A 23,081-nucleotide genomic window follows, 5' to 3' on the forward strand; every position below is an offset into this window, starting at 1 on the left:
GGGCAATGAATGCTTTTAAGCTGCTGATTACATTGCATTTGACCTCTGTGGCGCTCACCGTTAGCCTGTTTGTTTTACGCTACTGGTGGCGTTGGTCGGGCGATCCGCGTATTAACGCCCGCTGGGTGCGGGTGGTGCCGCACACGGTGGATACCGTGCTGCTGCTGAGCGGCGCGGGTTTGATGTGGGTGACAGGCTATTTGCCATTTACGGTTAAAGGCGCATGGCTGACTGAAAAGCTGTTTGGCGTTATCATCTACATCGTTTTGGGTTTTATTGCGCTGGGGCGACATCGCCCGCGCAGCCAGCAAACAGGTTTTATCGCTTTCTTGCTGGGGCTGGTGGTGCTGTACATCATCATTAAACTCGCCGCCACAAAAGTACCGATACTGGGGTAAGACATGAGATCGTTAGCTGATTTCGAATTTAACAAAGCGCCGTTATGCGACGGGATGATCCTTGTTTCCGAGCTGATTCGCGATGACTTTCCTTCGCAATATGTGCAAGACGAACTGGAGCGGTTGCTCAGTCTGGCACGTGAGGAGATAGGTCAGGCAAAGCCTCAGGACTGGCAACTGGAAAAACTCGTTGAGCTGTTTTACGGCGAATGGGGTTTTAAAGATACGCGCGGCGTGTACCGTTTATCTGACGCGCTGTGGCTGGATAAAGTGCTGCAAAACCGTCAGGGTAGCGCGGTATCGCTGGGCGCGATTTTACTGTGGGTCGCCGGTCAGCTGGATATTCCCCTGACGCCGGTGATTTTCCCGACTCAGCTCATCCTGCGTGCCGAATGGCTGGATGGTGAAATGTGGCTGATCAACCCGTTTAACGGCGACACGCTGGACGAACACACGCTGGAAGTGTGGCTGAAAGGCAATATCAGCCCGGTGGCCGAGCTGTTTAACGAAGATCTCGATGAGGCCGACAACGCCGAAGTGATCCGCAAATTACTGGATACCTTGAAGTCGGCGCTGATGGAAGAGCAGCAGATGGAACTGGCGTTGCGCGCCAGTGAAGCGCTGTTGCAGTTCAATCCCGAAGATCCGTATGAAATCCGCGATCGCGGTCTGATTTATGCGCAGCTGGATTGTGACCATGTGGCGCTGAATGATTTGAACTACTTTGTAGAGCAGTGTCCTGAGGATCCGATAAGTGAAATGATCCGCGCGCAAATCAATTCGATTGCGCACAAGCAGATTACCCTGCATTAAAGATTTGTTCCGATTCACACTCGATAAGGCGATTTTATGAAACAAAAAGTGGTCAGCATTGGCGACATTAACGTCGCGAACGACCTGCCGTTTGTACTGTTTGGTGGTATGAACGTGCTGGAATCCCGCGATTTGGCAATGCGCATTTGCGAACACTACGTCACCGTGACCCAGAAACTGGGTATCCCGTACGTGTTCAAAGCCTCTTTTGATAAAGCCAACCGTTCTTCCATCAAGTCCTACCGTGGACCGGGTCTGGAAGAGGGGATGAAAATCTTCCAGGAACTGAAACAGACTTTTGGCGTGAAAGTGATCACCGACGTGCACGAAGCGTCGCAGGCGCAGCCGGTGGCTGATGTGGTGGATGTGATCCAGTTGCCTGCGTTCCTCGCGCGTCAGACCGATCTGGTTGAAGCGATGGCGAAAACGGGCGCGGTCATCAACGTCAAAAAACCGCAGTTTGTCAGCCCGGGCCAGATGGGCAATATCGTGGATAAATTCCACGAAGGCGGCAACGATAAAGTGATCCTCTGCGATCGCGGCGCGAACTTCGGCTATGACAACCTGGTGGTCGACATGCTGGGCTTCGGCGTGATGAAGAAAGTCTCCAACAACTCGCCGGTGATTTTCGATGTCACCCACGCGTTGCAGTGCCGCGACCCGTTCGGCGCGGCGTCTGGCGGTCGTCGTGCTCAGGTTACTGAACTGGCGCGTGCCGGGATGGCAACCGGTCTGGCAGGGCTGTTTATTGAAGCGCACCCGGATCCGGATAACGCAAAATGCGACGGCCCGTCCGCACTGCCGCTGGATAAACTGGAGCCGTTCTTAAAACAGATCAAAGCGATTGACGATCTGGTGAAAAGCTTCGACGAACTCGATACCGAGTAAGCATAAAAAACCCCGCGAGTGCGGGGTTTTTTGTTTCTGCCTGTCAGGCAAATATTGTCATCAGATAGGCTGCGAACAGCGCCAGGTGCGCCGCGCCATTAAGCACGTTGGTTCGCCCGGTAGAGAACGAGATTTGGCACAGCAGCAGCGAGGCGACCATGACAATCATTTCCGGCGCGCCCAGGCCGAACACCAGGTCATTACCGGTTAGCCACGCAATCAGCGTCACAACCGGGACGGTGAGGGAAATCGTTGCCAGTACCGAGCCAAAGAACAGGTTCATTGCGCGCTGTACCTGATTATTCAGCACCGCTTTTAACGCCCCTAAACCCTCCGGAGAGAGGATCAACAGCGCCACCAGGAAACCGGTAAATGCCACCGGAGCATTCATTTCTGTCAGCAGCGCTTCCAGCGGCGTCGCATTCATTTTCGTCACGGCAATGACCGCAACCAGATGGATAATCAGCCACAGCGTGTGCCACAGATTTCCGTGCGCGGAAGGTTTGCCGTGGTGCGGATCGTCATCATCGCCTTCGTCTTCATGTTCATAGACGAACAAGCTCTGGTGCGTTTTGGTCTGGATAAGCAAAAATACGCCGTACATGGCCGCTGAGATCAACGCCACCAGCAGCGACTGACCAATTGTAAAATTGGCCTGCGGCAGTGCCATCGGAAACACCAGCACGATAATCGCCAGCGGAAACAGCGCTATCAGATACTGTTTAATGCCAAACAGATTCATATATTGCGTGGCGAACTTACGTCCGCCCAGCAGCAGCGAAAAGCCCACCAGACCGCCAGTGACAATCATGATGATGGAATAGAGCGTGTCACGCATAAGCGTTGGCGCGGCGTCGCCGGTGGCCATCAATGCGGAAATCAGGCTGACTTCGAGGATAACCACCGACAGGCTGAGGATCAGTGAACCATAGGGCTCGCCAAGCCGGTGGGCAAGCACGTCGGCATGGCGTACCACGCTAAACGCGCTGGATAAGATACCAACCAGTGCTAACAAATTAATGCCGATAACCGCTGGTAGTGACTGCGAACCTCCCCAGAAAAGCAGCACTGCCAGCGCCAGCACCGGGAAAATAAGGGATGTCTCCTTGTGGCGGGTTTTCACCGCCTCGTGCGTTGTTGTCATTATGATGCTCCATCACAGTGCAGGTGTTTGCGAATTATAGATAGAAAAAGAACGGGTCATAAAATAACAAAAATCACTGTTTTGCTGGGCTTTTTTACGTAGTTTTACCCTCAGCGCTTCGTTTTGTTATCAACTAAATAAAATGCACGCTCTCATTTAATTTTTATTTATATTACAGTGATATGGGTGTGGTTATCTGGCAATCTGTTACTTTTTCTGGCGTGCCCGCTATTTGTCGTCCAGGCTTACTTCTTTAAGCCCAAAGGAGCGTGAAATGCCGTATAAAGCGAAGTCCGATCTGCCAGAGAGCGTGCAACATGTCCTGCCGGCGCATGCGCAGGAAATTTATAAAGAGGCGTTTAACAGCGCCTGGGAGCAATATAAGGACAAAGACGATCGCAAAGGGGATGCCAGCCGCGAGGAGACGGCGCACCGCGTTGCCTGGGCGGCAGTAAAAAACGATTACCAGAAAGGTGACGATGACAAATGGCATAAAAAGAAGTAACGCGCTGAAATAATTACTTTTCGCCATTTATAGCTCTATTCGATGGATTGACGCTATTGCCAGCGGCCTGTGAATTGCATAAGGTCGTAGTAAGCTGCGCTTAAAGCAGCATATGCCGGGAAGGCAGCAGTTGAGCAGTCGCACGGAAGCAGGCAGTGGCGGAGGTAGAAGATGTTAACGCGTGATTTTTTGCGAACAGCAGATTGCAAAACGGCATTCGGCGATATTGACGAGTCGTTACTTTGGTCGGCGGAACAGCGCGCGGCATCGCTTGCGGCGACGCTGGCATGTCGGCCGGACGATGGCCCGGTGTGGATTTTTGGTTATGGTTCGCTGATGTGGAACCCGGCGCTGGAGTTTGACGAATCCTGCACCGGTACGCTGACGGGGTGGCACCGTGCGTTTTGTCTGCGCTTAACCGCTGGTCGCGGCACCGCTTGCCAGCCTGGACGCATGCTGGCGCTTAAAGAGGGCGGACGTACCACGGGCGTGGCGTACCGTTTATCCGACGACACCCTGCATGATGAGCTGACGCTGCTGTGGAAACGCGAAATGATCACCGGCTGTTACATGCCAAGCTGGTGCAAACTGGCGCTTGATGATGGCCGCACGGTAAATGCGCTGGTGTTTATTATGGATCCGCGCCACCCGCTGTATGAATCCGATACGCGTGCACAGACCATCGCCCCGTTGATTGCCGCCGCCAGCGGCCCGCTCGGTACGAATGCGCAATATCTTTTTTCACTGGAACAGGAGCTGATGAAGCTCGGTATGCAGGATGATTGCCTGAACGATCTGGTAGGGAAAGTGCGTTTGCTGCTGGAGGGAGAAAAACCAGGCCCGGAGATGCAGCCTGGTTTTGCCTGCTAACCGTAACCGTTAAGCGGCGACGTAGCTGATCGAGTGCTCCAGCGACTGGCTGTGGCTGTCGATCAGCACACTCCAGACGCCGCTGTATGGCACAGCCAGATAGGCACTTGCGCGATTCTGCACACTCAGAATGTCCGTTTGAGCGTTCGGCGTTCGGCTCTTCTCGCTCATCAAATGAATGTGACAACTTTCGGAACAACGAACAACTACTGTATCCCCACCAAACAATTTCAGACTTGCTTTTACCACCGCCATTTTTAACCCCGTAGTTTTTTAACAACGCGATCCGTGCGGGAAGGATCCCCGTGCGTGACTTTGTTCACAATTCACTCAGTGCATAACACCAAACGGAGGGGGTTCGAATGCTGATTTTGATCAAATAATGACGTAACGATTAAACAAAAATTACATTATTCGGCAGGGGAAGAAGACGGCGCGTAAAACCGTGGTTAAAACGCGCCGATAAAAAATTAAATGCGGAAATGACCGGCAGTTTCAGCAAGCTCCGTCGCCTGCGAGCGCAGCGCGCCTGCGGCGGCGGTCGATTCAACCACCAGTTCCGCGTTTTGCTGCACCATACGGTCAAGATCTAGCACCGCATGGTTAATTTCCTGAATGCCTTTCATCTGCTCGCTGGTGGCGACGGAGATTTCACGCATGATCACCGACACACTGTCGATGCTGGCGACAATGTCCGTCATGCTGTCGCCCGCGAGGCGGACAAAGCGTGAACCGGTCGCCACGCTTTCGGTGGTGGAGTCGATCAGCGTTTTGATCTCTTTCGCCGCTTGTGCACTGCGGCTTGCCAGATTGCGCACCTCACCGGCGACCACCGCGAAACCGCGACCCTGTTCACCCGCACGGGCAGCTTCAACCGAGGCGTTGAGCGCCAGGATATTGGTCTGGAAAGCAATGCCGTCAATCACGCTGGTGATATCGCCGATTTTTGCCGAAGCCACTTCAATCGACTGCATCGTATTGATTGCTTGCGTTACTACCTGACCGCCGCGCGACGCCGCTTGCGAAGCCACATGCGCCTGATCGTTGGCCTGTGCTGCGGCGTCGGTAGACTGCGCCACCGATGCGGTGATTTGCTCGACCGCACTGGCCGTTTCGCGCAGGCTGGAGGCCGCTTGTTCGGTTCGCCCGGAAAGATCCTGGTTGCCGGCGGCAATCTGTTGCGCGGCCACTTGTACCGAATTGCTGGAATCGCGCAGTTTAATCATCACTACGGAAAGCTTGTCGCTGAAGGCGTTAAAGGCATGCGCTATTTGTGACACCTCGTCATGACCATCCACCGGTAAGCGCTGCGAGAGATCGTTGGTGCCGCTGCTGATCGCGTTCATGGCATCGCGCACCGTCAAGAGGCGTTTAAGCAGGGTGGCGACAATCCAGTGCATCAATGTACCGGCAATCAGCACCAGCACAATCAGCGACAGCGCAGAGGCTTTCAGTTGCGCGCGCAACCCGGCGGTAGAATCAGCGCTGTCAAGCGCCACCGCCAGCAGCCAGTTGGTGCCTTTGACCGGGCTTGCCAGCAGTGCTTTATCTTCGCCGGCATACACACCTTCCACCCGTTTTCCTGCCCGTAACTGTTCGAAGCTGACCCCGCCAATCACTTCGCTGAAGGGCTTCATGGTCAGTTTGTCGTTGGCGGCGGCAATTACAGAACCATCGCTTGCCAGCAACATGCCGGTGCTGTTCGGTGTTGGGCTGATACCGCGCACGTTAGCCACCACGCTATCCATCGAGACGTCGCCTGCGACCACGGCTTTCAACGTACCGTTCTCTTTGACCGGTACCGCGAAGGTTACCACCAGCGCACCGGTGCTGGCGTCAACATAAGGCGCAGTGACGACAGGCGCGTCGGCTTTTACCACTTGCTGATACCACGGACGGATTGTCGGGTCGTAATCCGCCGGGACGCCGCCCGGATCGGAGAATTTCGCCGTTTTCGTGGCGTAACCGACATAAACGTTGATAAACCCACCGGCGCGTGCGATCTGCGTGAAAACCGGCACGGGATCGTCTGTTAACGCCACGCTTTGCAAAGAGGCAATCATGTTCATTTTGCTGGCGACCCAGTCGGCAATCGCAATACTGTGACTGGCGCTGGTGCTGGAGAGAATATCCTGCTGGGTTTGTTGGCTGTGCTGGCTGGTTACCTGATAGTTAATGATGGTGTTAAGCAGCAAAGCGCCGGCGAGACACCCCGCCGTTGCTGTAATAATACGGGACTTAATCGATCTGAACATAGTTATAGTACCTGCTGTGTTGTCTTAAAGGGCTATCGGCAACACAGCAGGCAAACTTGATGACGTAACGCCACCCATAAGAAAAAAATATTAAACTCGCCGCAATATTAAAACGTTAATACTTTGTCGGCCGCCAGCGTCCACTGCGCCAGCTCCACCAGCGTGCCGATCTCCACACCGTCAATCAGCGGCAACGCGGTGATGCCGCGCCCGTCGGTGCAGGTTTTACACAGTTTCACCGGTACATTTTGCGCCGTCAGAATTTCCAGCATCTGCTGGATGTTGTAGCCCTCAGCGGGTTTTTGTCCGCGCAACCCGGCGGTTACTGCGTCGGACATCAAAAACAGCCGCAGTTCAGTGTCGCTACTCTGCTCACGCAGCGCGATGGCCAGCCGTAAGCTATTGAAAAGCGACTCACTGCCGTACGCCGCGCCATTGGCGATAATCACGATCTTTTGCATCTTCACTCCTTCGATAAACAGGGTTCGTGGCGTTTATGCTACTGCGCCGCAGCGACAGGCGAAAGGCAGTCACAACAATTACTGACCAAAGCGACCGATAAGCCCGGTGGCGGCAAGCGTGTGACCTTTCAGTTTTGCAAATAACTCTTCGCGCGTCAGCCCTTCGGGCAGCGTTGGTTTAAGCGACGTGGCGATCAGGGTAAAGGTGTAATGATGCGCGCCGCTGCCCGGAGGCGGGCACGGGCCATGCCAGCGCAGATTCCCCGGTGTGTTCTTGCCGCCCGTATAGCCTTTGCCATCACGCAGATCGTTTTGCGCAAAGCCCGTGCTGGACGGGGCGATGTTATAAGCCACCAGGTGCGTTACGCCCAGCCCGGTCGCGCCTTCGGGATCGTGTACCACCAGCGCGTAACTCTGCGTATTGGCAGGTGGGTTGTTCCACACCAGCGACGGGGAATAATTTTCGCCGGTACAGTTCGGGTTATTGCTGGCGTTACCGGCGAATTTTTTCTCCATTAAGGCGTTATCGGCAAATGCGGAAGATTGCAGGGTAAACAGCTCGCTGGCGCCGGCCTGCGCGGCATAAAACAGGATCGCACTACACAAAATTTTATGCTTAGTGTTCATGTCAGCTCTCCGGTAAGGGGTGCATTAACTGTAGCTGCAGCGAAGCGCAGGGATAAGGTTTTTCCTGGTATTTTGTCTGCGGCTGTAAAGCCCTGGCAAAACCGTTAAACTTAACGGTATGAATTATCCTCTCCTTACACTTCTGATGCTGTCACTAATAAGCGGCGTCGCCAGTGCCCGGCAGAATAGCTTCGTACAGCAAGCAGAAAACCCCTTTGATAATGACGGCGATGGTTTGCCGGATCTTGGCATGGCCGCGGAAAATGGCGCGCAGGAAAAGCATTTCGCCGAGATGGCGAAAGCGTTCGGCGAAGCCAGTATGAATGATAACGGCCTGACCACCGGCGAGCAGGCGCGGCAGTTTGCTTTCGGACAACTGCGCGATGTCGTCAGTGATGAAGTGAATCAGCAAGTGGAGTCCTGGCTTTCGCCGTGGGGCAGCGCCAGCGTGGATTTCAAAGTGGATAATGAAGGCGGGTTCACCGGCAGCCACGGCGACTGGTTTGTGCCATTGCAGGATAATAATCGCTATCTCAGCTGGAGCCAGCTTGGACTGACGCAGCAGGATGCCGGGCTGGTGGGAAATGTTGGCGTCGGTCAGCGCTGGATCGCCGGCGACTGGCTGCTCGGCTACAACACCTTTTACGATAATCTGCTTGATGACAATCTTGGTCGCGCCGGGCTGGGCGCTGAGGCCTGGGGCGAGTACTTACGCTTTTCAGCAAACTACTACCAGCCGGTAAACAGCTGGGAGTACCAGACCGCCACGCTGCAACAGCGTATGGCGCGGGGCTACGATGTTACGGCGCAGGCGCGATTGCCGTTTTATCAGCAGCTCAATACCAGCGTCAGCGTCGAGCAATATTTTGGCAACAGCGTTGATCTGTTTGACACCGGTACCGGCTATCACAACCCGGTGGCGGTGAAGCTGGGGGTGAATTACACGCCGGTCCCGCTGGTGACGCTGACCGCCGAACACCGGCAGGGGGAGAGTGGGGTTAGTCAGAACGATTTAGGGCTGAAAGTGAATTATCGCTTTGGTGTACCTCTGTGGAAGCAGCTCTCTGCCAGCGAGGTGGCAGAGAGCCGTTCGCTACGGGGTAGCCGCTATGACAGCCCGACGCGCAACAATGCCCCGGTTTTCGAATATCGCCAGCGTAAAACGTTATCGGTATTTCTCGCCACGCCGCCGTGGGATTTACAGCCGGGTGAGACGGTGGCGCTGAAACTGCAAATTAACAGCACGCACGGTGTACGTTCGATAACCTGGCAGGGCGATACGCAGGCGTTAAGCCTCACGCCGCCAGCCAATGGGCGCAGCAGCGATGGCTGGACACTGATTATGCCGCGCTGGGATAGCGCAGAAGGTGCCACCAACCGCTGGACGTTGTCGGCACTGGTGGAAGACGATAAAGGGCAGCGCGTTGAATCGAACACTATCGAACTGAAGCTGACGGAGCCGGTGATCCCGCCAGCGGAAAACAGTAATACGGGCTGGACGCTACCAGACCCGTAACCTGTCAGAAAATACGTTCCTGATGCACCCAAACGGCGGCTTCAACGCGGGATTTCAGTTTCATTTTCTTCAGCATGTGTTTGACGTGAACTTTAACCGTGCTTTCGGTGATGTCCAGGCGGCGGGCAATCATTTTGTTCGGCAGCCCCTGGGCAATCAGCTTGAGAATATCGCGTTCGCGTGGCGTAAGCTGGGTGATATCCCGGTCAGTGGTGGCGCGGTTGGCGCGCAGGCTGGCGGCCAGCACCGGGGTGAGCGCTTCGCTGAGCACCATTTCGCCCGCCGCGGCTTGTTGCAGCGCTTTCAGCAGATCTTCCGGCTCCATATCTTTCAGCAGGTAGCCATCTGCGCCGCGTTTTAACGCGGTCACCACGTCTTCTTCATGGTTGGAGACGCTAAAGACAACAACGCGGCCCGACAGGGTTTTTTCCCGCAGCTTATCCAGCGTTTCCAGTCCGTTCATGCCTGGCATGTTGAGATCCAGCAAAATCAAATCCGGGTCCAGCGATTCCGCCAGTTCAATGCCTTGTTCCCCGTTGCTGGCTTCGCCGACCACGGTGATGTCGGGAGCCATGCTGATTAACTGCTTCACGCCGGTTCGCAGCATTGGATGGTCGTCGATCAGGAGGATGGTGGCCGGATCCTGATTACTCATGGGTATCTCCTTGCATGGATGAGAGAAACGTCTCTGGAATAAACGTCACGACGACCTCGGTGCCGCCGGATGCTCCGGGGCGAACCTGGCAATCGCCGCGCAGGCTTTGCGCGCGGTCACGCATAATTATCAATCCATAATGGTTCGTCCTTTCAGCATTGACCGGGATGCCGCAACCATTGTCGGTGATGCGCAATATTACCCGGTTTTCCTGCTGTTGCACTGCGACGCTGACCGCGGTTGCGCCGGAGTGTTTTAATGCATTGCTCAACGCCTCGCGGGCTATCTGTAACAGGTGAATCGCCTGATGCGCCGGGACCAGCCGCGGCGGGAGCTGGTAATCAAGACGTACCTGGAAACCGAAACGACCGCTGTACTCCTGGCAACTGGACTCCAGCGCCGGGCGCAGCCCTGGTTCGGTTAATTGTAAACGAAACGTGGTCAGCAACTCGCGCAGCTGCGCCCATGAGGTGTTCAGCTCGTTGCGGATCTGCCCCAGCAACTGCTGGCTGTTTTCCGGCAGCGCGTCGCCCTGCATTTGCAGGCAACTCACCTGCATCTTCATGCAGGAGAGGGACTGCGCGATAGAGTCGTGTAATTCGCGGGCGATGGTGGCGCGCTCTTCCATGACCATCAACTGCTGCTGCCTGTCCTGATGGCGATCGAGTGCCAGCGTCGCGGTGAGTTGTTCCACCAGCGTGTCGACCAGTTGCTGCTGGTCATGGCTTAAATGGCGGCCCGGCGGCAGCGTTGCCAGCAGCAAACCATATTGCATATGCGCATCCGCCAGTCGCCATTTCAGCGTGGTGCCAAACCCGCTGGATTCGGTGAGAATACCGTTGCGCGGACATAAATGGCAGCCTTTGTCATCGCAGCTCGCATCCGACTGGCAGGTAAAATCCTGATGATTTTCTTCATCTTCCAGATCGTACACCCGCAGCTCAATATCATGCAGCAGGGTTAAATTCTGCAAACCGTTCAACACCGGCGACAGGCGCTCGCACATCGGGATACGCGAATGCAGCCGGTGGTTAGCCTGCCATAAAAACGACAGGATCTGGTTCTTTTGCTCAAGCCCGGCGGTTTTCTCCTGCACCCGGCGTTCCAGTATCGCGTAGCTCTCGCCCAGCTCGGCCGACATGTTATTTAACGCCTCGCCAAGCGTCGCCATCTCGTTGCGCCCGCTGATGCGTGCGCGCTGGGTAAAATCACGCTGGCTGACCGCACGCGCCATGCTCAGTAATTGCTGCCACGGACGGAGTAGACGCGCCCGCAGCCAGACCACGGCAAACAGCAATAACAGACCCATCACTATCGCCATGAGCCGGTGCATCACCACCACTTGTTCAATACGGTGTTCGGTGCTGCGGTCAAACGAGGTAACCAGCCGGTCGATTCGCCCAACGAAAATCGCAATAATTTCCGCCGCTTGCGATGGTTGTTGCGCCTGTTTTATCGCCGGTACGACTTCGCTGCGCCAGTAGTTTTGCAATGCCGCGAGCTGCGCTTGCTGGCCGTCGCGCTGTGCCGCCTGCGCCAGTTCCGGGCTGAATGCGGTGTACTCCATTTCGTCGAGCAAATATTGCTCGTCTTCATGCAGCGGAATGGCGGACAACAGACGGTAGCTCTGCATACGCAGTGAACCGGCTTTGTTGATCGCATGTGCGCTGCCCTGAACGCCTTGTACCAGCCAGCCGGAGATCGCCATGCCCGTCACGCCGATGGCGGTCGACAGCAGCATCAACAACGCCAGTTGGTTAACCAGCGAGATCGGTGAAAAAAGGCGTTTTAGCATAGGTGATTAAGGCTCCTCGGCCGCGTGCGGTGCGGATGGCGCTATTGTCTGCCATCGCCTGGGGTATACCCATACCTCTAAAGGATTACCCCTTTATTGCCAGCGAGCCGACAAGAGTGGGAACAATCTGAGTAGGGAAGGTCAGAACCGTGAAAAACCACACCTTTTTTGCCGGTAAAAGGTACTCATAAATGAGCATGGCGATTTTTCACCCGCGAAATGGGCTGCTTTTCCTTTGATTTATATCAACTTAACTACCGCTATAAAAACTAAGGTGGCAGGCATCAAACCGAACAGCAGAGGTGTATATGCAGCACTCAACCATCCCGGAAAAAAGTTCGTCAGCGCGGGTTATTACCGACTGGCGTCCTGAAGATCCGGCATTCTGGCAACAGCAGGGCAATAAGATTGCGAGCCGCAACTTGTGGATCTCCGTGCCTTGTCTTCTTCTGGCTTTCTGCGTCTGGATGCTTTTTAGCGCAGTCGCCGTCAATCTCCCGAAAGTAGGTTTTCAGTTTACCACTGACCAGCTCTTTATGCTGACAGCGTTGCCATCCGTTTCCGGTGCACTGCTACGTGTCCCGTACTCCTTCATGGTGCCGGTGTTCGGCGGTCGTCGCTGGACAGCGTTCAGCACCGGGATCTTAATCATTCCATGTGTGTGGCTCGGTTTTGCCGTGCAGGATCTGAGCACGCCGTTTAGCACGTTTATCATTATCTCGCTGCTGTGTGGTTTCGCCGGCGCGAACTTTGCTTCCAGCATGGCGAATATCAGCTTCTTTTTTCCAAAACAGAAGCAGGGCGGCGCGCTCGGTATTAACGGTGGCTTTGGCAACCTCGGTGTGAGCGTGATGCAGTTGATCGCACCGCTGGCGGTCTCTTTCTCCATTTTTGCCGCCTTTGGCGGTACCGGTGTTGCACAACCTGATGGTTCGTTGTTATACCTCGAAAACGCCGCCTGGATATGGGTACCGTTACTGGCGGTGTTTACCCTGGCAGCCTGGTTCGGTATGAATGAGCTGGCGACCTCTAAAGCCTCGCTTAGCGCGCAACTTCCGGTGCTCAAACGTTCGCACTTGTGGATTATGAGCTTCCTCTATCTGGCAACGTTCGGCTCATTTATCGGCTTTTCTGCCGGTTTTGCAATGCTGTCGAAAACTCAGTTCCCGGAAGTGCAGATCCTGCATTTCGCCTTCTTCGGCCCGCTGGTGGGCGCGCTGGCTCGCTCCGCAGGCGGCGCGATTTCTGACCGTCTCGGCGGGACTCGCGTAACGCTGGTGAACTTTGTGCTGATGGCGATTTTCAGCGCCTTGCTGTTCCTGACGCTGCCATCCGGCGGCACCGGGGGCAATTTCACCGCATTCTTCTGTGTCTTCCTCGTACTGTTCCTGACCGCCGGGCTGGGCAGTGGTTCGACATTCCAGATGATTTCGGTGATTTTCCGGAAAAAAACCATGGAACGCGTGCAACAAAGCGGTGGCACGGAAAGTGAAGCCATGCGTGAAGCCGCCACCGAGACAGCCGCGGCGCTGGGTTTTATCTCGGCAATTGGCGCGATTGGCGGTTTCTTTATTCCTAAAGCATTCGGCACTTCACTGGCGTTAACCGGCTCACCGGCAGGCGCGATGAAAGTGTTCCTTGTGTTCTATATCGCCTGTGTGGTGATCACCTGGGCGATATACGGGCGTAAAAAACAATAGCACTCAGTAAATGTTGATTATCCTTGCGCGGTGAAAGCCGCGCTTTTTTTATGTCGCCATTAGTTACAACATACTTTGCAATTTTCTCAGCGGCGTGCTGCGGAAACCTCTGTGACGGGCATCACTTTGCAGGTTCATCTACCCCTTAATACCCCGGAACGCGGAATTATCTGCTTGTACCGCTGCGAGTTTATATAAATCCATTATTTATCAATGAATTAAAAAATAAAAATCCCTAACTCTTTGTGGGTACTCCGTGTTTCTGGCGCAGAAACGAAGCTTTGGCAGCTTGATCATCATCAATTCTCTTTGTCTTTGTGGGGGTTACCTTCGCCGCAATTGCAGCAATGTCGATTTACCAAGAGAGCCTGACAGGCTCCAACAGGAGAACCCCCGATGAGTAAATTCCTGGACCGGTTTCGCTACTTCAAACAGAAAGGCGAAACCTTTGCCGATGGGCACGGCCAGCTCTTAAACACCAACCGGGACTGGGAGGATGGATACCGTAACCGCTGGCAGCACGACAAAATCGTGCGTTCTACCCATGGTGTAAACTGCACGGGCTCGTGCAGCTGGCAGATCTTCGTGAAGAACGGTCTGGTCACCTGGGAAACCCAGCAGACAGACTACCCGCGCACCCGTCCGGATATGCCGAACCACGAACCGCGTGGCTGCCCGCGTGGCGCCAGCTACTCCTGGTACCTCTACAGTGCGAACCGCCTGAAATACCCCTTGATGCGTAAACGCCTGATCAAACTGTGGCGTGAAGCGAAAGCGCAGCACAGCGATCCGGTTAATGCCTGGGCTTCCATCATCGAAGATGCGGAAAAAGCGAAGAGCTTTAAACAGGCGCGTGGTCGCGGCGGTTTTGTGCGCTCCTCCTGGCAGGAAGTGAATGAACTGATTGCTGCTTCGAACGTTTATACCGTGAAAACGTACGGCCCGGACCGTGTCGCAGGCTTCTCGCCGATCCCGGCGATGTCGATGGTCTCTTACGCTTCTGGCGCGCGTTATCTCTCCCTGTTGGGCGGCACCTGCCTGAGTTTCTACGACTGGTATTGCGACTTACCGCCAGCCTCTCCGCAAACCTGGGGCGAGCAGACCGACGTGCCGGAATCCGCCGACTGGTACAACTCCAGCTACATCATCGCCTGGGGCTCTAACGTTCCGCAGACCCGTACGCCGGACGCGCACTTCTTTACCGAAGTACGTTACAAAGGCACCAAAACCGTTGCGGTAACGCCGGACTACGCCGAAATTGCCAAACTGTGTGATTTGTGGCTGGCGCCGAAGCAGGGCACCGATGCGGCAATGGCGCTGGCGATGGGCCACGTTATGCTGCGTGAATTCCACCTCGATAAACCGAGCCAGTACTTCACCGATTATGTTCGCCGTTATACCGACATGCCGATGCTGGTGATGCTCGAAGAGCGCGACGGTTACTATGCGGCAGGCCGCATGCTGCGCGCCGCCGATCTGGTGGATGCGCTGGGCCAGGAAAATAATCCGGAGTGGAAAACCGTTGCCCTCGATAGCGAAGGCAACCTGACCGCGCCGAATGGCTCCATCGGTTTCCGCTGGGGTGAAAAAGGTAAGTGGAACCTTGAGCAGCGCGACGGCAACAGCGGTGCGGATGTTGAGCTGAATCTCAGCCTGCTGGGCAAACACGACGATATCGCGCAGGTCGGCTTCCCGTACTTCGGTGGCGACAACACCGAGCATTTCGCTGGCGTTGAACTTGATAATATCCTGATGCACAAACTGCCGGTTAAACGCCTGCAATTAGCTGACGGTTCCACTGCGCTGGTGACCACGGTTTACGACCTGACCATGGCGAACTACGGCCTTGATCGCGGTCTGGGTGATGAAAACTGCGCAACCCGTTATGACGAAGTCAAAGCTTACACACCGGCCTGGGCTGAGAAAGTCACCGGGGTTTCACAGGCGCAAATTATCCGCATCGCCCGTGAATTTGCCGATAACGCCGATAAAACACATGGCCGCTCAATGGTTATCATCGGTGCCGGGATGAACCACTGGTATCACCTCGATATGAACTACCGTGGGATCATCAACATGCTGGTCTTCTGCGGTTGCGTGGGACAGAGCGGCGGCGGCTGGGCGCATTATGTTGGCCAGGAAAAACTGCGTCCACAAACCGGCTGGCAGCCGCTGGCATTTGCCCTCGACTGGCAGCGTCCGGCGCGTCACATGAACAGCACCTCCTACTTCTATAACCACTCCAGCCAGTGGCGTTACGAAACAGTAACTGCGCAGGAATTCCTGTCGCCGTTAGCGGATAAATCACGCTATACCGGCCATCTGATTGACTTTAACGTGCGCGCTGAACGTATGGGCTGGCTGCCGTCCGCGCCGCAACTTGGCACCAACCCGCTGCGTATCGCCGCTGAAGCGGAAAAAGCGGGCATGAGCGCGGTCGATTACACCGTTAAATCGCTGAAAGACGGTTCGCTGCGTTTCGCAGCGGAACAGCCGGAAAACGGCAAAAACCACCCGCGTAACCTGTTTATCTGGCGTTCCAACCTGCTGGGTTCTTCCGGTAAGGGCCACGAATTTATGCTCAAGTACTTGCTGGGCACCGAACACGGTATTCAGGGCAAAGATCTCGGCAAACAGGGCGGTGTGAAACCGGAAGAAGTGGAATGGCATGACAACGGTCTCGACGGCAAACTGGATCTGGTGGTGACTCTCGACTTCCGCCTGTCCAGCACCTGTCTCTACTCGGATATTGTGCTGCCAACCGCTACCTGGTACGAAAAAGACGACATGAATACCTCGGATATGCATCCGTTTATTCATCCGCTTTCTGCCGCTGTTGACCCGGCATGGGAATCGAAAAGCGACTGGGAAATCTATAAAGGTATCGCCAAATCCTTCTCCGCGTTGTGCGTTGGGCATTTAGGCAAAGAGACCGATGTCGTGACGCTGCCAATTCAGCATGACTCCGCCGCTGAACTGGCGCAGCCGCTGGGTGTGAAAGACTGGAAGAAGGGCGAGTGTGACCTGATCCCGGGCAAAACCGCGCCGCACATTATTCCGGTGGAACGCGACTATCCGGCAACCTACGAGCGCTTTACCTCCATCGGCCCGCTGATGGAAAAAATCGGCAACGGTGGTAAAGGCATCGCCTGGAATACCCAAAGCGAAATGGATCTGCTGCGTAAGCTGAACTACACCAAAGCGGACGGCCCGGCGAAAGGGCAGCCGATGCTCAATACCGCCATTGATGCCGCAGAGATGATCCTCACGCTGGCACCGGAAACCAACGGTCATGTGGCGGTGAAAGCCTGGGCGGCGCTGAGTGAATTTACCGGCCGCGACCATACGCATCTGGCCACGAATAAAGAGGAAGAGAAAATTCGCTTCCGCGATATTCAGGCGCAGCCGCGCAAAATCATCTCCAGCCCCACCTGGTCTGGCCTTGAAGATGAGCACGTTTCCTACAACGCCGGTTACACCAACGTCCATGAGCTGATTCCGTGGCGCACGCTCTCCGGTCGCCAGCAGTTGTATCAGGATCATCAGTGGATGCGTGACTTCGGCGAAAGCCTGCTGGTTTATCGTCCGCCGATTGATACCCATTCGGTGAAAGAAGTGATGGGGACGAAATCCAACGGTAACCCGGAAAAAGCGCTGAACTTCCTGACGCCGCACCAGAAATGGGGCATCCACTCCACCTACAGCGACAACCTGCTGATGCTGACGCTGGGGCGCGGTGGTCCGGTGGTGTGGATGAGCGATAAAGATGCCAAAGAGATCGGCATTGAGGATAACGACTGGATCGAAGTCTTTAACGCCAACGGTGCGTTGACGGCCCGTGCGGTTGTCAGCCAGCGTGTGCCGGCCGGTATGACCATGATGTACCACGCGCAGGAACGTATTGTGAACCTGCCGGGGTCAGAAATTACCGGGCAACGCGGCGGTATCCACAACTCCGTTACCCGTATTACTCCGAAACCGACCCATATGATCGGCGGCTACGCCCAGCTGGCTTATGGCTTTAACTACTACGGCACGGTCGGTTCAAACCGCGATGAGTTCGTGGTGGTGCGTAAGATGAAGAACATTAACTGGTTGGATGGCGAAGGCAATGATCAGGTACAGGAGAGCGCAAAATGAAAATTCGTTCACAAGTCGGCATGGTGCTGAATCTCGATAAGTGCATCGGCTGTCATACCTGTTCAGTGACCTGCAAAAACGTCTGGACCAGCCGGGAAGGGATGGAGTACGCGTGGTTCAACAACGTGGAAACCAAACCGGGCACTGGTTTCCCGACCGACTGGGAAAACCAGGAAAAATGGAAGGGCGGTTGGATCCGCAAAATCAACGGCAAACTGCAACCGCGTATGGGTAACCGTCCGATGTTGCTGGGTAAAATTTTCGCTAACCCGCACATGCCGGAAATTGATGATTACTACGAGCCGTTTGATTTTGACTACCAGCGCCTGCATAACGCGCCGGAAGGCAAACATCAGCCGATTGCCCGCCCGCGTTCGGTAATAACCGGTCAGCGGATGGACAAAATCTCCGCAGGCCCGAACTGGGAAGATGATTTGGGCGGTGAGTTCGACAAGCTGAGCCGCGATCAGAACTTCGAGAACATGCAGAAGGCGATGTACGGCCAGTTTGAAAACACCTTCATGATGTATCTGCCGCGCCTGTGCGAACACTGCCTGAACCCGGCCTGTGTCGCGACCTGCCCGAGCGGTGCTATCTATAAGCGTGAAGAAGATGGCATTGTGCTGATCGATCAGGATAAATGCCGCGGCTGGCGCATGTGTGTGACCGGCTGCCCGTACAAAAAAATCTACTTCAACTGGAAGAGTGGCAAATCCGAGAAGTGCATTTTCTGCTACCCGCGCATTGAAGCGGGCATGCCGACAGTCTGCGCGGAAACCTGTGTGGGCCGTATTCGTTACCTCGGCGTTCTGCTGTACGACGCCGACGCGATTGAAAATGCCGCCAGCACGGAGAGTGAAAAAGATCTCTACCAGCGTCAACTGGATGTCTTCCTCGATCCAAACGACCCGGCGGTGATTGCTCAGGCGCTGGAAGATGGCGTGCCGCAGAGCGTGATTGACGCGGCGCAGAAATCGCCGGTTTACAAAATGGCGATGGACTGGAAACTGGCGCTGCCGCTGCATCCGGAATACCGCACGTTGCCGATGGTCTGGTACGTGCCGCCTTTGTCACCGATCCAGTCTGCTGCTGATGCGGGCGAACTGGGCAGCAACGGCATTTTGCCGGATGTGGAAAGCCTGCGCATTCCGGTGCAGTACCTGGCAAACCTGCTGACCGCTGGCGACACCGGTCCGGTTCTTCTCGCGCTGAAACGGATGCTGGCAATGCGCCATTTCAAACGTGCGGAAACCGTGGATGGCATTGAAGATACCCGCGCGCTGGAAGAAGTTGGCCTGACAACCGCCCAGGCGCAGGAGATGTACCGTTACCTCGCGATTGCTAACTATGAAGATCGTTTCGTGGTGCCGTCGAGCCACCGTGAGCTGGCGCGTGAAGCCTTCCCGGAGAAAAACGGTTGCGGCTTTAGTTTCGGCGATGGTTGCCACGGTTCGGATACCAAATTCAACCTGTTCAACAGCCGTCGTATTGACGCGGTGGATGTCACAGTGAAAACGGAGCCGCACCCATGATTGAACTGGTGGTTATTTCCCGTTTGCTCGAGTACCCGGATGCTGCCTTATGGCAGCATCAGCAGGAAGTTTTCGATGCGCTGGCGTCGGGTGAAAACCTGACAAAAGCCGACGCCCAGAGGGTTGGCGTCTTCCTGCGGGATCTGACGTCTCAGGATCTGCTGGATGCACAGGCGAACTACAGCGAATTGTTCGATCGTGGCCGCGCAACCTCGCTGCTGCTGTTCGAACACGTCCACGGTGAATCCCGCGATCGCGGGCAGGCGATGGTCGATCTGCTGGCGCAGTATGAGCGCCACGGCCTGCAACTGGATAGCCGTGAATTGCCGGACCATCTGCCGCTCTATCTGGAATATCTGGCACAGCTGCCCCGGTCTGAGGCTATCGGTGGTTTGCAGGATATCGCGCCGATCCTCGCGCTGTTAAAAGCGCGTTTAGCGCAGCGCGAAAGCCATTATGCAACGCTGTTCGACGCGCTGTTATCGCTGGCGAATACGCAGGTGGATAGCGCGCAGGTCGCGGAAAAAATTGCCGGTGAAGCCCGCGATGATACGCCGCAGGCGCTGGATGCTGTGTGGGAAGAAGAGCAGGTGAAATTCTTCGCCGAACAGGGCTGCGGTGATGCCGACATCACTGCGCATCAGCGTCGTTTTGCCGTTGCCGTTGCGCCGCAATATCTGAATATCACAACAGGAGGAGAGCGCTAATGCACTTCCTTAATATGTTCTTCTTTGACATCTATCCGTATATTGCCGGCGCCGTTTTTCTGCTCGGCAGTTGGCTGCGCTACGACTATGGTCAGTACAGCTGGCGGGCGGGCTCCAGCCAGATGCTGGATCGTAAAGGGATGACGCTGGCGTCGAACCTGTTCCATATCGGTATTCTGGGGATCTTTGCCGGTCACTTCCTCGGTATGTTAACACCGCACTGGATGTATGAATCCTTCCTGCCGATTGAAGTGAAACAGAAGATGGCGATGATTGGCGGTGGTGCCAGCGGCGTGTTGTGCCTGGTGGGTGGTTTGCTGCTGCTGAAACGCCGTTTATTCAACCCGCGTATTCGTGCGACCTCAACCACGGCGGATATCCTGATCATGTCGCTGTTGATGGTGCAGTGTGCGCTGGGTCTGCTGACCATTCCGTTCTCTGCCCGGCATATGGATGGCAGCGAAATGATGAAGCTGGTTGGCTGGGCACAGTCGGTTGTGACCTTCCATGTTGGCGCTTCCGCGTATCTTGAGGGTGTGGCGTTTATTTACCGCGTGCACCTGGTGCTGGGCATGACGCTGTTTGTGCTGTTTCCGTTCTCCCGCCTGGTGCATATCTGGAGCGCGCCGGTAGAGTACCTGACACGCAAATACCAGATTGTTCGCGCCCGTCGCTAATCAGAAAAAGCCCCGCAACGCGGGGCTTTTTTTACTGTCGCGTTGGCATTGTCGCGGGCGCGCTTTTCCGCTCACCCCAGCCAAGGTTATTGCCTGCGGCAGCCAGCAGAATTAACACGCCACCCGCCATTTGCACCGCGCTTAATGTATGCCCGAACAGCGCGTTATCCACCACAATCGCTACCAGCGGATAGATAAACGACAGCGAGCCAATCAGCGGGGTGGGTAGCTTTTGTATCGCGCTATACAACAACTGGTACATCACGCCGGTATGTACAATGCCGAGCGTTAACAAAATACCCCACGGGAATGTCCCGCCGGCCGCAGGCAGATGCACCAGCGGTAATAACATCACCGTGCCGGTTAATACCTGAATCAGGGCGATATGCTGTGGCGGAAGTTGCTTCAGATGGCGGGCGATTAACGCGGTGACGGCATAGAAAAAGGCAGCACCCAGCGCCATGGCAATGCCGAGAAGCCACTGGGTGTTCGGGTGATGCAATTCACTGAGTAACAAGAGGACAACGCCGGAAAACGCCAGCAGCAGCCATCCCCACTTCGTAAGCGTAACGCGCTCGCCGAGCAACATACTCATCAGCACTAACATAAAAGGCTGGGTGTTGTAGACCACGGTTGCCAGCCCCATTGAAATGCGGCTGTAAGCGGCGAACAGCAGCAGCCAGTTAATCACCAGCGCGATACCGCCCGCTATCGCCAGCAGTAACACCGGGAACGCAAGGCGCGCGAACGGCTGGCGGCCAAAGCGGATAAAAAGAAATAGCGCGCCTGCGCCAATCAGGCAGCGCCAGAACACAACATCAATCACCGACAGACCGCTAAGCAGCACAAATGCGCCAATCGACCCGGAAATCAGCATCGCCAGACTCATCTGCCAGCTGCCATTAGGGATAGTTTTCATTTTTTCATCTCCTGAAGGTTGTTGGCATATTGTGAAAAAACGGCGGCCAGCTTTATATGGTTGTTGTAAGGTATATGACGGCCAATTCCTTTAAAAATTAGGTGAAGATGATGGATTACCTTATTGACGATATCGACAGAGCGATTCTGGCCTCTCTGGCCGAGGATGCCCGCCAGTCACTGAAGGTGTTAAGTGCGAGAGTGGGGCTGACGTCGCCCAGCACGGCAGAGCGCGTGAAACGGCTGGAAGAGCGCGGGGTAATTGAAGGCTACGGCGCGCGCGTAAACCTGGCCGCGCTGGATTACCGCTTGCAGGCGCTGGTGCGTGTTCGGCCGATGCCAGGCATGTTGCAGAAGGTGGATAAAATGCTCCAGGCGCTGCCGGAGTGCATCGAATGCGACAAAGTGACGGGGGAAGACTGTTTTGTTATGCGGCTGGTGGTGCGCTCGATTGAGCAACTGGATACGTTACTGGATGGCATTGCCGAATATGCGCAGTGTAATACGTCGATAGTGAAAAGCTCGCCGGTTAAACGGCGGTTACCGCCGCTGTAAGGCCCGGCTGCCAGACGCGCGTCAGGTTTCCCGGTGCGGCAACGTTCTCTCGCCTTCGCTCGGGTCGAACCTTAATCGAAGGTTCTCGTCCTTCCCCGAACGGAGAATCTGAGGAATCGGAGTAAATAGTAAAACTGGATATTTATTTAAGGATGGTGGTGGGGGAAGGATTCGAACCTTCGAAGTCGATGACGGCAGATTTACAGTCTGCTCCCTTTGGCCGCTCGGGAACCCCACCAGGGGAAAATCAAATTGTCGATGCAGGATGTAGATGGTGGTGGGGGAAGGATGACTTGTCGCTTGCGCTCCTCGCCCTTCGGGCCGTTGCCTGCGGCAACGTTCTCTCGCCTTCGCTCGGGTCGAACCTTAATCGAAGGTTCTCGTCCTTCCCCGAACGGAGAATCTGAGGAATCGGAGTAAATGGTAAAACTAGAAGTTCATTTAAGGATGGTGGTGGGGGAAGGATTCGAACCTTCGAAGTCGATGACGGCAGATTTACAGTCTGCTCCCTTTGGCCGCTCGGGAACCCCACCAGGGGAAAATCAAATTGTCGATGCAGGATGTAGATGGTGGTGGGGGAAGGATTCGAACCTTCGAAGTCGATGACGGCAGATTTACAGTCTGCTCCCTTTGGCCGCTCGGGAACCCCACCACGGGGCTACTACAGTGTTGTGATGTTGCGAAAGGGAAGGATTATTCGGAGCTAACGCTCCTCACCCTTCGGGTCGTTGCCTCTGGCAACGTTCTCTCGCTGGCACTCGAGTCGAACCTTCGAAGTCGATGACGGCAGATTTGCAGTCAGCTACCTTATGCTCGCTCGGGAACCCCACCACGGAGTAAAGCTATTTCTTACTGGCCTGCTTCCATCTCGGGAAGCGCGGCGCATCATATCAAATGACGCGCCGCTGTAAAGCGTTGAAACGAG

The 23,081-nt window shown here is 55.4% G+C and carries 20 protein-coding genes, 3 tRNA genes and 2 other RNA genes; 12 read left to right on the plus strand and 13 right to left on the minus strand.

Features of this window, described 5'->3' with window-relative positions; translation table 11 throughout:
* Nucleotides 1–5: 5 nt before the first annotated feature.
* The 3 genes from sirB2 to kdsA are packed head-to-tail and all read left to right on the plus strand — an operon-like array spanning nt 6 to nt 2,099.
* Nucleotides 6–398, plus strand: coding sequence for an invasion regulator SirB2 (sirB2, locus tag H650_RS00925; RefSeq protein ID WP_016495809.1), 393 nt, complete (start codon nt 6–8; stop codon nt 396–398).
* Nucleotides 399–401: 3 nt separating this feature from the next.
* Nucleotides 402–1,211: an invasion regulator SirB1 gene (sirB1, locus tag H650_RS00930; protein WP_016495810.1), complete on the plus strand. Its 810-nt coding sequence runs from the start codon at nt 402–404 to the stop codon at nt 1,209–1,211.
* 36 nt (nt 1,212–1,247) lie between these two features.
* Entirely contained in the window at nt 1,248–2,099 is an 852-nt protein-coding gene (gene kdsA / locus H650_RS00935; protein ID WP_016495811.1) for a 3-deoxy-8-phosphooctulonate synthase, read from the plus strand.
* A 43-nt stretch (nt 2,100–2,142) separates the two neighbouring features.
* Here kdsA and chaA read toward each other — a convergent pair whose 3' ends face one another.
* Nucleotides 2,143–3,243, minus strand: coding sequence for a sodium-potassium/proton antiporter ChaA (gene chaA, locus H650_RS00940; RefSeq protein ID WP_016495812.1), 1,101 nt, complete (start codon nt 3,241–3,243; stop codon nt 2,143–2,145).
* Nucleotides 3,244–3,517: 274 nt separating this feature from the next.
* Here chaA and chaB point away from each other — a divergent pair, with 274 nt between their 5' ends.
* Together chaB and H650_RS00950 are read left to right on the plus strand one after the other, a co-directional pair.
* Nucleotides 3,518–3,748 (plus strand): putative cation transport regulator ChaB, encoded by a 231-nt coding sequence (gene chaB / locus H650_RS00945; RefSeq protein ID WP_016495813.1) that lies wholly within the window; start codon nt 3,518–3,520, stop codon nt 3,746–3,748.
* Nucleotides 3,749–3,919: 171 nt separating this feature from the next.
* A complete protein-coding gene (locus H650_RS00950) occupies nt 3,920–4,618 on the plus strand; it encodes a gamma-glutamylcyclotransferase (protein ID WP_016495814.1) in 699 nt (232 codons plus the stop codon).
* 9 nt (nt 4,619–4,627) lie between these two features.
* Here the strand turns inward: H650_RS00950 and H650_RS00955 are convergent, their stop codons facing one another.
* From H650_RS00955 to H650_RS00970, 4 genes are all read right to left on the minus strand, one after another.
* On the minus strand, nt 4,628–4,873 hold the full coding sequence (locus H650_RS00955) for a DUF1883 domain-containing protein (protein ID WP_016495815.1): 246 nt from the start codon (nt 4,871–4,873) through the stop codon (nt 4,628–4,630).
* A gap of 215 nt (nt 4,874–5,088) precedes the next feature.
* A complete protein-coding gene (locus tag H650_RS00960; protein ID WP_016495816.1) occupies nt 5,089–6,873 on the minus strand; it encodes a methyl-accepting chemotaxis protein in 1,785 nt (594 codons plus the stop codon).
* Nucleotides 6,874–6,980: 107 nt separating this feature from the next.
* A complete protein-coding gene (locus H650_RS00965; RefSeq protein WP_016495817.1) occupies nt 6,981–7,334 on the minus strand; it encodes a DsrE/DsrF/TusD sulfur relay family protein in 354 nt (117 codons plus the stop codon).
* Nucleotides 7,335–7,412: 78 nt separating this feature from the next.
* Nucleotides 7,413–7,961, minus strand: coding sequence for a YbhB/YbcL family Raf kinase inhibitor-like protein (locus H650_RS00970; protein WP_016495818.1), 549 nt, complete (start codon nt 7,959–7,961; stop codon nt 7,413–7,415).
* 145 nt (nt 7,962–8,106) lie between these two features.
* On the opposite strand from H650_RS00970, the gene H650_RS00975 reads away from it, so the two are divergent.
* Complete coding sequence (locus H650_RS00975; RefSeq protein ID WP_016495819.1) at nt 8,107–9,477, plus strand: YchO/YchP family invasin; 1,371 nt, start codon at nt 8,107–8,109, stop codon at nt 9,475–9,477.
* 4 nt (nt 9,478–9,481) lie between these two features.
* On the opposite strand, the gene narL is transcribed toward H650_RS00975, so the two are convergent.
* Together narL and narX are read right to left on the minus strand one after the other, a co-directional pair.
* Nucleotides 9,482–10,132: a two-component system response regulator NarL gene (gene narL, locus H650_RS00980; protein WP_016495820.1), complete on the minus strand. Its 651-nt coding sequence runs from the start codon at nt 10,130–10,132 to the stop codon at nt 9,482–9,484.
* The gene (narX, locus tag H650_RS00985) at nt 10,125–11,927 is read right to left on the minus strand and encodes a nitrate/nitrite two-component system sensor histidine kinase NarX (RefSeq protein ID WP_016495821.1); all 1,803 of its coding nucleotides are present in this window, start codon (nt 11,925–11,927) and stop codon (nt 10,125–10,127) included. Before narX ends, narL begins: the two co-directional genes overlap by 8 nt.
* A 308-nt stretch (nt 11,928–12,235) precedes the next feature.
* Between narX and H650_RS00990 the strand changes: the two genes are divergently transcribed.
* The 5 genes from H650_RS00990 to narI all read left to right on the plus strand — a co-directional run bounded on the left by H650_RS00990 (nt 12,236) and on the right by narI (nt 20,683).
* Entirely contained in the window at nt 12,236–13,627 is a 1,392-nt protein-coding gene (locus H650_RS00990) for a NarK family nitrate/nitrite MFS transporter (protein ID WP_016495823.1), read from the plus strand.
* A 396-nt stretch (nt 13,628–14,023) separates the two neighbouring features.
* Nucleotides 14,024–17,767: a nitrate reductase subunit alpha gene (locus H650_RS00995; RefSeq protein ID WP_016495824.1), complete on the plus strand. Its 3,744-nt coding sequence runs from the start codon at nt 14,024–14,026 to the stop codon at nt 17,765–17,767.
* A complete protein-coding gene (gene narH / locus H650_RS01000; protein ID WP_016495825.1) occupies nt 17,764–19,299 on the plus strand; it encodes a nitrate reductase subunit beta in 1,536 nt (511 codons plus the stop codon). Before H650_RS00995 ends, narH begins: the two co-directional genes overlap by 4 nt.
* The gene (gene narJ, locus H650_RS01005) at nt 19,296–20,006 is read left to right on the plus strand and encodes a nitrate reductase molybdenum cofactor assembly chaperone (protein WP_016495826.1); all 711 of its coding nucleotides are present in this window, start codon (nt 19,296–19,298) and stop codon (nt 20,004–20,006) included. The genes narH and narJ overlap by 4 nt, the downstream gene beginning before the upstream one ends.
* Nucleotides 20,006–20,683 carry a respiratory nitrate reductase subunit gamma gene (gene narI, locus H650_RS01010; protein WP_016495827.1) on the plus strand — a complete coding sequence of 226 codons (678 nt, stop codon included), beginning with the start codon at nt 20,006–20,008 and terminating at the stop codon, nt 20,681–20,683. Before narJ ends, narI begins: the two co-directional genes overlap by 1 nt.
* Before the next feature lie 31 nt (nt 20,684–20,714).
* On the opposite strand, the gene H650_RS01015 is transcribed toward narI, so the two are convergent.
* A complete protein-coding gene (locus tag H650_RS01015; protein ID WP_016495828.1) occupies nt 20,715–21,602 on the minus strand; it encodes a DMT family transporter in 888 nt (295 codons plus the stop codon).
* 110 nt (nt 21,603–21,712) lie between these two features.
* Here H650_RS01015 and H650_RS01020 point away from each other — a divergent pair, with 110 nt between their 5' ends.
* Complete coding sequence (locus H650_RS01020) at nt 21,713–22,156, plus strand: Lrp/AsnC family transcriptional regulator (protein WP_044489636.1); 444 nt, start codon at nt 21,713–21,715, stop codon at nt 22,154–22,156.
* Between the two features lie 153 nt (nt 22,157–22,309).
* Here H650_RS01020 and H650_RS01025 read toward each other — a convergent pair.
* The 5 genes from H650_RS01025 to H650_RS24285 all read right to left on the minus strand — a co-directional run bounded on the left by H650_RS01025 (nt 22,310) and on the right by H650_RS24285 (nt 22,976).
* Nucleotides 22,310–22,394: transfer RNA gene (locus tag H650_RS01025), tRNA-Tyr, on the minus strand.
* Between the two features lie 34 nt (nt 22,395–22,428).
* A non-coding RNA gene (locus H650_RS24280) (RtT sRNA) lies at nt 22,429–22,561 on the minus strand.
* 43 nt (nt 22,562–22,604) lie between these two features.
* Nucleotides 22,605–22,689, minus strand: a tRNA-Tyr gene (locus tag H650_RS01030).
* A gap of 34 nt (nt 22,690–22,723) precedes the next feature.
* Nucleotides 22,724–22,808: transfer RNA gene (locus H650_RS01035), tRNA-Tyr, on the minus strand.
* A gap of 26 nt (nt 22,809–22,834) precedes the next feature.
* Nucleotides 22,835–22,976, minus strand: a non-coding RNA gene (locus H650_RS24285) — RtT sRNA.
* Nucleotides 22,977–23,081 lie beyond the last annotated feature (105 nt).

The organism is Enterobacter sp. R4-368 (genome assembly GCF_000410515.1).
Lineage (GTDB): Bacteria > Pseudomonadota > Gammaproteobacteria > Enterobacterales > Enterobacteriaceae > Kosakonia.

Coding starts and splice junctions, on each gene's coding strand:
- narL (WP_016495820.1), bottom strand. CDS start 10,132: ATGAGTAATCAGGATCCGGCCACCATCCTCCTGATCGACGACCATCCA.
- H650_RS00950 (WP_016495814.1), top strand. CDS start 3,920: ATGTTAACGCGTGATTTTTTGCGAACAGCAGATTGCAAAACGGCATTC.
- narI (WP_016495827.1), top strand. CDS start 20,006: ATGCACTTCCTTAATATGTTCTTCTTTGACATCTATCCGTATATTGCC.
- narX (WP_016495821.1), bottom strand. CDS start 11,927: ATGCTAAAACGCCTTTTTTCACCGATCTCGCTGGTTAACCAACTGGCG.
- H650_RS01015 (WP_016495828.1), bottom strand. CDS start 21,602: ATGAAAACTATCCCTAATGGCAGCTGGCAGATGAGTCTGGCGATGCTG.
- H650_RS00970 (WP_016495818.1), bottom strand. CDS start 7,961: ATGAACACTAAGCATAAAATTTTGTGTAGTGCGATCCTGTTTTATGCC.
- H650_RS00975 (WP_016495819.1), top strand. CDS start 8,107: ATGCTGTCACTAATAAGCGGCGTCGCCAGTGCCCGGCAGAATAGCTTC.
- narH (WP_016495825.1), top strand. CDS start 17,764: ATGAAAATTCGTTCACAAGTCGGCATGGTGCTGAATCTCGATAAGTGC.
- H650_RS00960 (WP_016495816.1), bottom strand. CDS start 6,873: ATGTTCAGATCGATTAAGTCCCGTATTATTACAGCAACGGCGGGGTGT.
- chaB (WP_016495813.1), top strand. CDS start 3,518: ATGCCGTATAAAGCGAAGTCCGATCTGCCAGAGAGCGTGCAACATGTC.
- H650_RS00995 (WP_016495824.1), top strand. CDS start 14,024: ATGAGTAAATTCCTGGACCGGTTTCGCTACTTCAAACAGAAAGGCGAA.
- H650_RS00965 (WP_016495817.1), bottom strand. CDS start 7,334: ATGCAAAAGATCGTGATTATCGCCAATGGCGCGGCGTACGGCAGTGAG.
- H650_RS00955 (WP_016495815.1), bottom strand. CDS start 4,873: ATGGCGGTGGTAAAAGCAAGTCTGAAATTGTTTGGTGGGGATACAGTA.
- sirB1 (WP_016495810.1), top strand. CDS start 402: ATGAGATCGTTAGCTGATTTCGAATTTAACAAAGCGCCGTTATGCGAC.
- narJ (WP_016495826.1), top strand. CDS start 19,296: ATGATTGAACTGGTGGTTATTTCCCGTTTGCTCGAGTACCCGGATGCT.
- H650_RS00990 (WP_016495823.1), top strand. CDS start 12,236: ATGCAGCACTCAACCATCCCGGAAAAAAGTTCGTCAGCGCGGGTTATT.
- sirB2 (WP_016495809.1), top strand. CDS start 6: ATGAATGCTTTTAAGCTGCTGATTACATTGCATTTGACCTCTGTGGCG.
- kdsA (WP_016495811.1), top strand. CDS start 1,248: ATGAAACAAAAAGTGGTCAGCATTGGCGACATTAACGTCGCGAACGAC.
- chaA (WP_016495812.1), bottom strand. CDS start 3,243: ATGACAACAACGCACGAGGCGGTGAAAACCCGCCACAAGGAGACATCC.
- H650_RS01020 (WP_044489636.1), top strand. CDS start 21,713: ATGGATTACCTTATTGACGATATCGACAGAGCGATTCTGGCCTCTCTG.